Origin of the sequence: Gluconacetobacter asukensis, from assembly GCF_014174375.1 — a bacterium.
Lineage (GTDB): Bacteria > Pseudomonadota > Alphaproteobacteria > Acetobacterales > Acetobacteraceae > Gluconacetobacter > Gluconacetobacter asukensis.
In genome coordinates this window covers 79955-91893 of record NZ_JABEQE010000013.1, presented here as the reverse complement: position 1 = coordinate 91893, position 11939 = coordinate 79955, and the positions used below count along the sequence as shown (strand labels likewise).

10 protein-coding genes are annotated in these 11939 nt (G+C 65.8%); 3 read left to right on the top strand and 7 right to left on the bottom strand.

From position 1 onward, the window contains the following. Window positions 1–19: 19 nt before the first annotated feature. Together HLH35_RS14565 and HLH35_RS14560 are read left to right on the top strand one after the other, a co-directional pair. Window positions 20–1162, top strand: a complete 1143-nt coding sequence (locus HLH35_RS14565; protein WP_182979827.1) for an aminotransferase class I/II-fold pyridoxal phosphate-dependent enzyme — start codon at window positions 20–22, stop codon at window positions 1160–1162. A gap of 61 nt (window positions 1163–1223) precedes the next feature. Next, a complete protein-coding gene (locus tag HLH35_RS14560) occupies window positions 1224–2180 on the top strand; it encodes an aspartyl protease family protein (RefSeq protein ID WP_182979826.1) in 957 nt (318 codons plus the stop codon). A 134-nt stretch (window positions 2181–2314) separates the two neighbouring features. Here HLH35_RS14560 and HLH35_RS14555 read toward each other — a convergent pair whose 3' ends face one another. The 4 genes from HLH35_RS14555 to HLH35_RS14540 all read right to left on the bottom strand — a co-directional run bounded on the left by HLH35_RS14555 (window position 2315) and on the right by HLH35_RS14540 (window position 5129). After that, window positions 2315–2602 (bottom strand): hypothetical protein, encoded by a 288-nt coding sequence (locus HLH35_RS14555; protein WP_182979825.1) that lies wholly within the window; start codon window positions 2600–2602, stop codon window positions 2315–2317. Between the two features lie 73 nt (window positions 2603–2675). Beyond that, entirely contained in the window at window positions 2676–4016 is a 1341-nt protein-coding gene (gluP, locus tag HLH35_RS14550) for a glucose/galactose MFS transporter (RefSeq protein WP_182979824.1), read from the bottom strand. Between the two features lie 66 nt (window positions 4017–4082). Continuing rightward, a complete protein-coding gene (locus HLH35_RS14545; protein ID WP_182979860.1) occupies window positions 4083–4355 on the bottom strand; it encodes a hypothetical protein in 273 nt (90 codons plus the stop codon). Between the two features lie 117 nt (window positions 4356–4472). After that, window positions 4473–5129, bottom strand: coding sequence for a LysE/ArgO family amino acid transporter (locus tag HLH35_RS14540; protein WP_182979823.1), 657 nt, complete (start codon window positions 5127–5129; stop codon window positions 4473–4475). Between the two features lie 75 nt (window positions 5130–5204). Between HLH35_RS14540 and HLH35_RS14535 the strand changes: the two genes are divergently transcribed. Next, the gene (locus HLH35_RS14535) at window positions 5205–6101 is read left to right on the top strand and encodes a LysR family transcriptional regulator ArgP (protein ID WP_182979822.1); all 897 of its coding nucleotides are present in this window, start codon (window positions 5205–5207) and stop codon (window positions 6099–6101) included. Between the two features lie 46 nt (window positions 6102–6147). On the opposite strand, the gene HLH35_RS14530 is transcribed toward HLH35_RS14535, so the two are convergent. From HLH35_RS14530 to HLH35_RS14520, 3 genes are all read right to left on the bottom strand, one after another. Then, complete coding sequence (locus HLH35_RS14530) at window positions 6148–7656, bottom strand: NADH-quinone oxidoreductase subunit M (protein WP_182979821.1); 1509 nt, start codon at window positions 7654–7656, stop codon at window positions 6148–6150. Window positions 7657–7836: 180 nt separating this feature from the next. After that, window positions 7837–9723: a DNA mismatch repair endonuclease MutL gene (gene mutL / locus HLH35_RS14525; RefSeq protein ID WP_182979820.1), complete on the bottom strand. Its 1887-nt coding sequence runs from the start codon at window positions 9721–9723 to the stop codon at window positions 7837–7839. A 164-nt stretch (window positions 9724–9887) separates the two neighbouring features. Further along, window positions 9888–11939 (bottom strand): Hint domain-containing protein, encoded by a 2052-nt coding sequence (locus HLH35_RS14520; protein ID WP_182979819.1) that lies wholly within the window; start codon window positions 11937–11939, stop codon window positions 9888–9890.

The following is an 11939-nucleotide window of genomic DNA, read 5'->3' as shown; positions in this document are numbered from 1 at the left end:
CGCCGGACGAGGCCCGCCCATGACCGTCCCCCGCATCGATCCCTTCCACGCCGTCGGGCTCAGCACCCTGGCCCACCAGATGGCGGCGGAAGGGCGCGACATCGTGCATATGGAATTCGGCCAGCCCTCGACCGGCGCGCCGAAGGCGGCGATCACCGAGGCCCACCGCGTCCTGGACAGCGACGCCATGGGCTATTGGGAGAGCACGCCGCTCAAGGCGCGCATCGCCCGCCATTATCAGGAAACCTATGGCGCCACCGTCCAGCCCGAACAGATCTGGCTGACCTGCGGGGCCTCGCCGGCCTTCGTCCTGGCGCTGAACAGCGCCTTCAAGCCCGGCGCACGGGTCGCGCTGGCCCGGCCGGGCTATGTCGCCTACCGCAACACATTGCGGGCCCTGTATATGGAACCGGTCGAGATCCCCTGCGGCCCGGCCGAGCGTTTCCAGCTTTCGGCGGCCGCCATCGCGGCGCTGGACCCGCCGCCGGACGGCATCATCCTGGCCAGCCCCGCCAACCCCACCGGCACGATCCTGTCGGAAGCCGAGATGCAGGCCATCGTCGCTCTCTGCCGCGACCGGGGCATCCGCATCGTCTCCGACGAGATCTATCATGGGCTGAGCTATGTCGGGCCGGTCCGCTCGATCCTGCAGGACGAGCCCGAGGCGCTGGTCGTCAACAGCTTCTCGAAATATTTCAGCATGGCCGGCTGGCGGCTGGGCTGGCTGGTCGCCCCCCCGTCGCTGATCGAGGCAGTGCAGACACGCGTGGGCAACATGTTCCTCACCCCGCCCTCGCTCAGCCAGCATGCCGGACTGGTCGCCTTCGACTGCCGCGAGGAGCTGGAGGGCCATGTCCGCATGTACCGCCACAATCGCGACCTGCTCCTGGAGCGCCTGCCGGAACTGGGGATCGAGCGCATCGCACCACCCGACGGCGCCTTCTACATCTATGCCGATATCGGGCATCTGACGAATGACAGCCTGGCCTTCTGCGCCCGGCTGCTGGCCGATACCGGCGTCGCCACCGCGCCAGGGCTGGATTTCGACCCCGTCGAAGGCAATCGCTTCATGCGCTTCAGCTTTGCGGTCTCGACCGACCGGCTGGAAGAGGCTTTGCGCCGCATGGTCCCCTGGTTCACCCGCGCCGGGGCGGGGTGCTGACCAGCGCCTCGCCACGCCCGCAACGCCTTGCCAGGATTTCATAACATCCTAACATGACGCCATGTTTCGATCCCTGCGCTGGTTGCCGTTGTGCATCCCCCTCGGCCTCAGCGCATGCGCTGATAACGGCTCCTGCACCATCGCCTCGGTCGGCGATCTGGACGTCCTGAACGATCGCGGTTCCCCGGTCGTCAAGGCGACCGTCAATGGGCATCCCGTGGCACTCATCGTCGATACCGGTGCCATCGTCAGCAGCATCTGGCCGCAGCAGGTCGACAAGCTCGACCTGGATTCCAGCTTCCGGCAGGTCCGCCTGCGTGGTGTCGGCGGCGAAACCACCGGCACGATCGTCACGGCCCATACGGTTGGCCTGGGCAGTGCAACGGCTTCGGATGTATCCTTCGTCGCCGTCGGCAAGCTGATGGACGGTCGCACCATCAAGGGGCGTCCCATTGTCGGGCTTCTCGGCGCCGACTTCCTGTCTAGTTACGATGTCGTCTTCGACCTGCCGAACCATCGGGTCAATTTGTACGATGTCCATGGCTGCAAGGGCATCATCCCGCACTGGACCGGCGCCTATTACGAGGTCCCCACCGACCATGACGGCAGGGATCAGACCAAGATCATCGTCCGCGTCAAACTCAACAACCATGCCATGGACGCGATTCTCGACAGCGGCGCGTTTAATACCCTGATTTCCGCGGACGATGCCGAAGAGGCAGGCGTCAGGAAATCCGACCTCGCCAATGATCGCAAGGGCATCGGCTTCGGCATTGACGACGAGAAAACAGCCCGATTCCTGCACAGGTTCGACAGTCTTGAACTCGGTCCCTTCCGCTTCAACCATCCCGTCCTGAGGATCGGCGAGACCGATCACAGCCTCCTGGGGGCGGAATTCCTCCGCCGCCACCGGGTCTGGATTCCCTGGAACCGGCGCGAGATCTTCGTTCAGCCGATCGCCGCCCTCTCACTCTATCAGCCACCGCAACCGTCGGTGCCGCCGGCACCTCATCCCTGACGACAGGCCGGCATCAGATGCGCGCCTCCAACGGCGCGCGCCCTTCACGACGCACCATCAGGCCGCAAACTGGCGCCTTGGATTGGCTGAAAGATAACCTGGATCGTTTCTTCAGACATGGCATAAAAATCCCCTTAAAAGGCAGAGGGGAAAGCAGTTAATTCAAGTTTTCCAATTTTTTCGGCGTCATCATTCGAGATGTAAACTGACGCATAGAGCTCCGTAGGCAATAGAGGAAATATACCCCTTACAATTTTCGTGGATTTTCCAAGCCATAACTTTCTAAATTGTCTAGATACGTTCAATCTCTTATCAACATCCTGATAAACCAACCCAAATCCACATTTCTTTAAGAAATCCACTGCGGAAGAGACATTATATATTTCATGCTCCTGGAGGTAATCCTCGAGCAAGCTCGTCATTGGGACTCCTTTGACCCCACTAAATGGCTGCCCCGACGCTATGAATTGATCAAAGTAATCCGACGCTATCGCTTTAAAATCTGATGGTCGCGCAGACGTCATTGTCGTTCTCCGGAATATGAAAAGGGACATTTTTTGACACCCTCATATCGGAGTTGGGAGACGTGAATAAAATCAATACGTAAGCCAGAATGACCAGATAGACCGGCGCCGCAACAAGCACGAAGGCGGCGTGCGCCCCGCAAAGCCGCGCCAGATGCACAAATATTTGCGGCAGCACGCCCCCACCGCAAAACGCCATCACCAGCAATGACGCCGCATGCTCGGCATGCCGGCCCATCGTCCGCATGACCACCGGAAACAGCGCCGGCATGATCATCGCATTGGCAAAGCCGAGCAGCGCCACGCACAGCACGGACGCCAGGCCCGTCGTCATCCACGCCGCCGCGCACAGCGCCAGCCCCATGGCGCAGGACAGCCCCATATAGCGCAGTTGCGACACCAGACGCGGCACCACCACCATGCCGGCCAGATACCCCGCCAGCATCGCCGCCAGGGTCACGGCGGTAAAATATTTGGTCACGTCCAGCGACAGGCCGAAGGAGCGGCCATACAGGCCGATCGCATCCCCCGCCATGACTTCCACCCCGACATAAAGGAACGTGCTGAACACCCCGAGCGCCAGCAGGAACAGGCCCCCATCCCTCCTGTCGGCCGGCCCCGACACCTCCGGCCCGATCCCGATATCCGGCAGGCGCGACCGCAGGACCCACACCGCCATCACCAGCAGCAGCACGGCCATGAACAGGTACGGCGCATGCACCGCGCGGGTGAAATGCATCAGCACGGCATCCCGCGCGGCCAGGGACGGCGCTCCCTGAACCAGGGTGGCAATGCCGCCGATATCGCGCATCACCAGGGAAGCGAAGACCAGCGGCGCCAGGATGCCGGCGAATTTGTTCGCCGTGCCCATGATCGCGATCCGCTGCGCCGCGCGATCATGCGGCCCCAGCAGCGTGACATACGGATTGATCGTCACCTGCAGCAGCGACAGGCCGGCACCGATGACCCCCAGCCCCGCCAGCGCGCCAGGATACCAGCGCCCGGTCACGCATTCGCCAAACAGCGCCGTGCCGCCCGCCATCACCATCAGCGCGATCGCCATGCCGGCCTTCAGCCCGGTCCGGCGCGCCAGCAGCATCGCGGGCAGCGGAAAAACGAAATAAGCCAGATAAAAACAGGATGGAACCAGAAAGGCCGCGACATCGCTGAGGCTGAAGGCAAGCTGCACGAACGTGATCAGCGGCCCGTTCAGCCAGGTGACGAAGCCGATGCTGAAGAACAGCAGCGCCATGATGACGATCGGCCGCCAGCCATGGGCCCCCGCCGGACTGGCAGCGGAAATATGCTTCATGCCAGTCCCCACATCGCCCACACCCGCCGCATCCAACCTTGCATCAACCTCGCCCGGTTCCGGAGGTCACTCGCGTTCGTCACCCCAGCGCCACCTCCAACCTCCTTCCGTCTTCGCCGCGCAAACCACGAGAAAGACAGCCAGGATGACGAGAATGATTACGATTTCGACAAAAACCGCAATGGTGGAATGAAAAAATACCGGAATGGCCGAAACGGACAGAACGGCCCCGAGGAACAGCAGCAGCAGCGTCACCCAGCCCTGCCACGCGACAGGCAGGCCCGCACCGATGCCATAACGCTTCGCGGCAAACCATTTCTTCGATGATGGAACGGGCATCCGGGCCACTCCGCGTCGCAGGAAAACCACGCACCTATCGGAGCATATCATCACCCCGGCTGACCAGCCCTGAAGAGTCCCCGAACCGCGCCTTTGAAGAGTCCCCGAACCGCGCCTTTATAGCCTGTGCAGCATGGCCAGCCAGGGCGTCGCGGCGCCAAGGCCACGCACCGCCAGCATGCCGGCCAGCGCCAGCATCACCGCCGCGACGATCCCATCCAGCACGCGCCACGCAGCCGGGCGGGCAAAGATCGGGCGCAGCAGGCGCGCACCGAATCCCAGGCCGGTAAACCACAAGGCGCTGGCCGTCGCCGCCCCGGCCACGAACAGCGGCCTGGCCCCACCCGGCAGCCCGCCGCCCACCGCCCCCATCAGCAGCACCGTGTCCAGATAGACATGCGGGTTCAGATAGGTAAACGCCGCAGCCCGCCCCAGCGTGCCGGCCAGGCTATCCTGCCCCGAGCCCCCCTCGGCCACCATTGCGGAAGGGGCAAAGGCACGCCGCAGGGCACCGAACCCGTACCACGCCAGAAACACCGCGCCGCCCAGGGACATGACCCAGATCAGCGCAGGCATCTTCTGCACAATCACCCCCATCCCCAGCACACCGGCCGAGACCAGCAGCATGTCGGACAGGGTGCAGAACATCACCACCGGCACGACATGCCGCCGGAGCAGCCCTTGACGCAGGACGAACAAATTCTGGGCGCCGATGGCGACGATCAGGGCGGCCGCAAGGCCGAACCCGCTGGCAAAGCCGGAAGGAATCAACATGGCCGCTTCCATGCCGGGCGATGGTCGCGTAATCCAGCTTAATTCTCTTCACCTGATTAAGCGGAGCTAAATCCGATGCTGGATTACGCCGCGCTGGCCGCCGTCGCCGCCGTCGCGCGGGAGGGCAGTTTCGAACGCGCGGCGGCGGCGCTGGGCGTCACGGCCTCGGCGGTGTCGCAGCGGGTGCGCACGCTGGAAGACCGGCTGGGCGCCGTGCTGATCGTGCGCGGGCAACCCTGCGACGTCACCGCGATCGGCGCGCGGCTGTGCGCCCATGTCGAACGGGTCCGCCTGCTGGAGGGCGAGATGGCCTCCGCCCTGCCCGGGCTGGCAAGCCAGATCGCCGAGTCCGGGCCGCCGACGATCCGCGTCGCGGTCAATGCCGACAGCCTGGCCACCTGGTTCATTCCCGCCATCGCGGGCTTTGCCGGGCGCGGCGACCGGCTGGTCGACCTGGTCATCGCGGGCGAGGACCATACGGCCGAACGGCTGCGCACGGGCGACGTGCTGGCCGCCGTGACCACCGACCACACGCCCGTCCAGGGATGCCGTACCGTCCCGCTGGGCGCCCTGCGCTATGCGGCAACGGCGTCACCCGCCTTCGTGGCGCAATGGTTCGCAAGCGGCGTCGACGCCGAATCCCTGGCCCGGGCTCCAGTCCTGCGGTTCGACCGGCGGGACGATCTGCACGCCCGCTGGGCCCGCACCCTCTTCGGGCCCGAACCGGACATGCCGACACACTGGATTCCGTCCACCCACGGCTTCATCGACGCCGCCCTGGCCGGAATGGGCTGGTGCATGAACCCCATCCCCCTGGTCGCCAACCACCTGCGCACCGGGCAACTAGTCAGCCTGACGCCGAACCACCATCTGGACGTGCCGCTCTACTGGCAGCATGCCCGCATCGGCACCCGGCTGCTGGACGCCCTGACGCGCGAGGTCGTCGCGGCAGCGCAGGATGGCCTGCTTTAAGCAGACTGCGTCAAAAGCTCCGGCGACGGCCGGCCATCAGGGCCGGTCAGCGGGACGCGAGATGAACCGGTGCCAGCCCAGCCTGTGCCGGGGGCGCCGAGACGGCATTGACCACCGCCGGATCGAACACCCGCAGGAAGCTCGTGGGATGAATACCCATCCACAGCGTGACCAGCGCGCAGGGCACCAGAACCGCCAGTTCCGGCCCGGTCAGGTCACGCAGCATCGCCACCACCCCGCGCCCCGGCGCGCCGAACATCACCCGGCGATACAGCACCAGCATATAGACCGCACCCAGGATCATGCTGCTGCCGGCCAGGAAGGCGATCCAGAACGAGACATGGATCGCCCCCACCATCACCAGCCATTCGCCGACGAAGGCACCGGTGCCGGGCAGGCCGATATTGGCCATGACGAACAGCATCCCCAGCGTCGCCAGCACCGGCATCTTGTGCGCGACACCCGAGAACGCGTCGATCGACCGCGTCTCGGCCCGCCAGGACACGGCGGCCACGCAGAAGAACAGGGCGGTGATGATCACGCCATGCGACAGCATCTGGAAGATCGCGCCATCAATGCCCTCGGGCGTAAGCGTGAACAGGCCGACCGCGATCACCCCCATGTGCGAGAACGAGGAATAGGCGATCAGCCGCTTCATGTCCGTCTGCGCCAGGGCGACGATGGCGGCATAGATCACGGCGATGACGCCCAGCGTCAGCACATAGGGCGCAAACAGCCGCGCCGCGTCGGGGAACATCAGCACGCCGAAACGCAGCAGCCCATAGGCGCCGGCCTTCGACAGCACGCCTGACAGCAGCGCCGTCGTGGGCGTGGGCGCCTCGGTATAGGCATCGGGCAGCCACGCATGCAGCGGGAACAGCGGCAGCTTCACCCCGAAGGCCAGGATAAAGCCCAGCAGCAGCCAGCACTGCATGGAAGGCGCGAAATTCGCATGCATCAGCGCGGGAATGTCGGTGGTGCCGGTCATGGTCCACATCGCCAGCAGCGCCAGCAGCATGAACAGCGACCCGCCGAAGGTGAACAGGAAGAACTGCATCGAGGCCCAGACCCGCTTCGGCCCACCCCATACGCCGATCATCAGGCTGCCCGGAATCAGCGTCGCCTCGTAGAACACGTAGAAGAGAACCAGGTCCAGCGCCGAGAACAGGCCGACCAGCGTGGTTTCCAGCAGCAGCAGCGCAACCATGTAGTCGCGCACCCGGGTCGTCACCAGCTTCCACCCGCCGATCACCGCCAGCGGCGTCAGGAAGGTGGACAGCAGCACGAACAGCAGGCTGATCCCGTCGACCCCGGTATGGTACGAAACACCGAACGACGCCGCCCAGTCCGCCTGCTGCACGAACTGAAAGCCCGGCACCTGCGGATCGAACTCGCCCCACATCACCACCGACAGCGCGAAGACCAGCAGGCTGGTCCACAGCGCCACCCATCGCGACGCGGTCTCGATCGCCTCGGAGGTGCCGCGCATCAGGAAGATGGCAAGCGCGCCGCCCAGCGGCAGATACGTGACCAGGGAGAGCAGGATGGGATGCACGTCGGTCTCATCGTCCGTGAAAGATGGCGAAGCCTATCCCTGTTCCGGCAGCGAGACCACCCGGGCGCCGCATCACGTTCTCCCGAGCAGCATCGGTTTTCGGCGCTTTGCACAACCACGGCCACGCGCTGACGTTGAACCAGCCCCGCATTTTCCACCACACGCGGGCAATCGCGGCGGTTATCGCCGCCCGAACAGCGTTTCCAGATCCGCGCGACTCAGCTTCAGCCAGGTCGGCCGCCCGTGCGAACAGGTGCCGGCACGCGGCGTCCGTTCCATGTCGCGCAGCAGCGCATCCATCTCCGCCCGCGTCAGGCTGCGCCCGGCCCGGACGCTGCCGTGGCAGGCCATCCTGGCCAGGATGGCATCCAGCCGCCCGTCCAGCGCCTGCACCTCGTCCGCATCGGCCAGATCGTCCTCGGCCATTTCCTCGGCCATGTCCCGCAGCAGCCCGGCCGGGTCGTCGGTGCCCAGCAGCGCCGGCAGCGCCCGCACCAGCACCGCATCGCCGCCGAACGGCTCGATCTCCACCCCCAGCGCCGACAGCGTGCCGGCCCGGGACAGCACCGCCTCGGCCTGCCCGCGCGGCAGGGTCACCACTTCGGGCAGCAACAGCCGCTGGGCGCGCAGCGTACCGTCCAGATACTGGGCCCGCAGCCGCTCATGCGTCAGGCGCTCATGCGCGGCATGCTGATCCACCAGCACCAGCGCCCCGTCGCCCGACACCGCGATGACATAGGTCCCCATCACCTGCGCCACCGGCGCGCCCAGCGGATAATCCGCCGGATCGGCCAGCATGGCACCCTCATCTTCCAGCGGCGCCGGGCCCGTGCCCGCCCCCGCTACCGGCGGCACCGCCGGCAAGACCGGGTCCAGCACACGCGCGGCCGGCCGATCGCCCAGATCGAGTCGCCCGCCGGAAAACGCCGCCGGCCCCGGCGCCGCAAAGACCGGCGCCGCCGGACGCGCGGGCACGGGATCGGCCGGCGGATACCAGATCCGCGCCGGCCCCGCCGTGCGCGACTGCAACAAGCCCGGCCGCACCCCGGCCACGCCCGCCCCGCCCCCCAGCGCCCGGCCCAGCGCGCCGATCACCAGCCCCCGCACCGCGGCCGGGTCGGCAAAGCGCAGCTCGGTCTTCGCCGGATGGACATTCACATCGACCATGTCGGGCGGAATGGTCAGTGACAGCGCCACCACCGCATGCCGCCCATGCTCGATCACATGCCGGTAGCCGACGCGCACCGCCGTGCGCAGCACCGGATCGACCACCGGCCGGCCATTGACCAGCAGGATCTGCCCCGCCGCCGTCGCCCGATGCACCGACGGCCCGCAGGCAAAGCCGCTCAGCACCAGATCGCCCTTCACGCCCTCCACCGGCAGCATGCCGTCCGCGCCCTCGGTCTCCAGAATGGCCGCCACACGCGCCGCCATGTCCTGGCACGGCAGGTCGAACACCACCCGGTCGTCCAGTTGCAGGCGAAACGCGACATGCGGCACCGACAGGGCCAGCCGGCGCACCGTGATGTCGGCATGGCCGCCCTCGACCCGGGGACTCTTGAGGAATTTCCGCCGGGCAGGTGTCGCGAAGAACATATCTTCCACCACCACGCGGGTCCCGGCCGGGCCGGCACAGGGCGCGGGCGCGCTCACCAGCCCGCCTTCCACCGTCACCCGCCACGCACTGTCCGCCCCATGCGGGCGCGACGTCACCGACAGCCGCGCCGCGGCCCCGATCGAGGGCAGCGCCTCGCCCCGGAAGCCCAGGGTCTCGATCCGCACCAGCGTCTCGTCGCGCAGTTTCGAGGTACAATGCCGCTCGACCGCCAGCATCAGGTCGTCCGGCGTCATGCCGCACCCGTCATCGACCACTTCGATACGGTTGATCCCGCCCTGCTCCAGCAGGATCGCGATCCGCCGCGCACCGGAATCGATCGCGTTCTCGACCAGTTCCTTCAACGCGGCAGCAGGACGTTCGATGACTTCACCCGCCGCAATGCGGTTGACCACCTGTTCCGACAGACGCCGGATCACCGGTCGGACGGGCAGGACGGGCGAATCACTCATCTTGTCAGGCTAGACCATCCACCCTGAGGGGATGAAGTCCTTTTCGATGAGAGACGCAGCGGGGAACCGCCGCCGATCGGCATGGGGAGCGATCATGACTGATCGCTCCCCAACCACACCGCCCGGCACGCGGGTCCGCGCCAGGCGCGCCGTACGCCTCGTGGTCAGGCGGTCCGGACGCGCACCGCGTCCGGACCGCTGTCGACGAGATAAGGACCACCCGCCCTGATCTGGATGGCCAGGAGGGCAACGCTGTTGGGGCTGCGCTTGCCCAACGGCAACCGGGCGTCGCCGGTCGTCCAGCGTGTATCCTCCCATTCCAGCACGTTCCAGCCATCCAGCGCCGGCTCCGTCAGATGCGCGCGGATGACGGCGACATGATTCCCCTCGAATATCCTGACCTCGCCGACAGCCACGCCAAGCAGGCGGCGATCGTCGACGAACGGGCCGATAGTGTCGCAGAGACGGCTGGCGCGGGAGACGACGCGCACGGTCTCGACGTCGGAGGGGAGCATGAATATGACCGTGCTGTCGGTCCTGCGCGCCGGGCGGATGGTCGCACCGTCTTCGGTAACGAGACGCAGATCCATGTCCATTGTGAGCGTCGGGGCATTCTCGCCGTCCGCCTGACCGGCCAGCAAGGCGGCACGGGCATCGATCTGGCGGAACAGCGGTTCGGCGAATGCACGGTCTACCGTCAGCGGTGCGGCCGCATCCTCCTGCCAGGTGCCGACCCTGCCGCCCAGCGTCAGCACGCTCCCGTGCTGGGTAAAGCCACGCCGGTTGCCTGTGTCCAGATAGCTTTCGGACAGCACGCCATCGGCCATGATCACCGAATGCCGGTCCGTCTCGATATGGTAGTAGTCGTAACAGGTGATGGAACGATCGTAGAAAATGCTCCTGCCATTCACCAGCATGCGAACGGGGATGAATTTTCCGCCGAAGAACAGGCTGTGTTCGGACGTGATCAGCAGGTCCTTGCAAGGCACCCCGTCGGCGATGGCGTTGGCCGCGACCCGCACCGGATAGCCTGCCTGATCGTCCGGAAGATCGGGGCGGACCGCGACATGCTGATGCCCGGCCCATATGACGGGGCGGACGCGGTCGCGGCCCTCGCGCCAGTCATAGGTCAGGACGCTGTCGCCAATCCCGATCTCCTCGACCGCGCATTCGCCGCCGTCGGCCATCCGGATCATCGTGCCCGCCAGATAGCAGACCATATAGACCAGATCGCCCGTGCTGTCGGTGCCGAGCGTATAGCCCGAACTGCTCACGTTGAGGATGTTCAGGGTGGTGGCGGACCCGTCCTTCATCGTGAAAGTGACATGATTGCCATCGGGATAGGAGACGGAGGCGACGTTCGCCGTCGGGACGTCGGCCAGGGTGATCTGGTCCGAATTGCCGGGCGCCGTGCCGTTGAAGCCGCTGATCGCCACCGTGGAACTGCCGGTCCCGGTCAGGGTCAGGGCCGCGTTGTTGCTGCCGTTCAGCACGATGGAGCCGCCGGCGATGACCGATACCGATGCCGACGCGCCATTGCCCAGCGTGACCTGGCTGGTAATGAAGGCGCCGCTCGAAACGTTCAGCGTGGCGCCGGAGGATACGGAGATATTCTGGACCGTTCCTCCGGAGATGGCGGTCAGCGTATTGCCCGAAAGCAATGTCGTATTGCTCAGCGTCGCGCCGTTTTTGGCAACGACATTGATGTTCGCCGCGACAAGTGTCGTGGACATCGAGTAAGCACCCTGGGCGCCGTCCAGAACAACGGTACCGCCGGCACTCGTGTAGGTCAGGCTAGGCGACCTGTATGCGGTCAGCGTGCCGCCTGACAAGGTTGTGGTGTAGTAATATTGGGACGTACCGGAATTCAGCACGACATTGCCGCCCGAGAACACGGCGACACCCGTGCTGCCGCCATACCCCAGCGAGACGCCGCTGCTGAAGACGAGCGTGCCACCGGAGGTGACGGAGGTGGTTCCCGAGACGGTGCCCCCGCTGCTCACATAGACCTGTCCGCTATTATTGATGGTCGCGCCCGACAGGATTCCCCCGTTGAGGACGGTCACGGTGCCGCCCGAATTGACGGCCCCGCCCCCAAGCGTCCCGCCCGAAAGCACGATCGCGGAAGAAAAAGGACTGCCGTAGAACGTTCCGGGACGACTTCCACCGGCAACGAAGTCATTGACGTATAGGATGCCATTGGAAACATAGCTCAT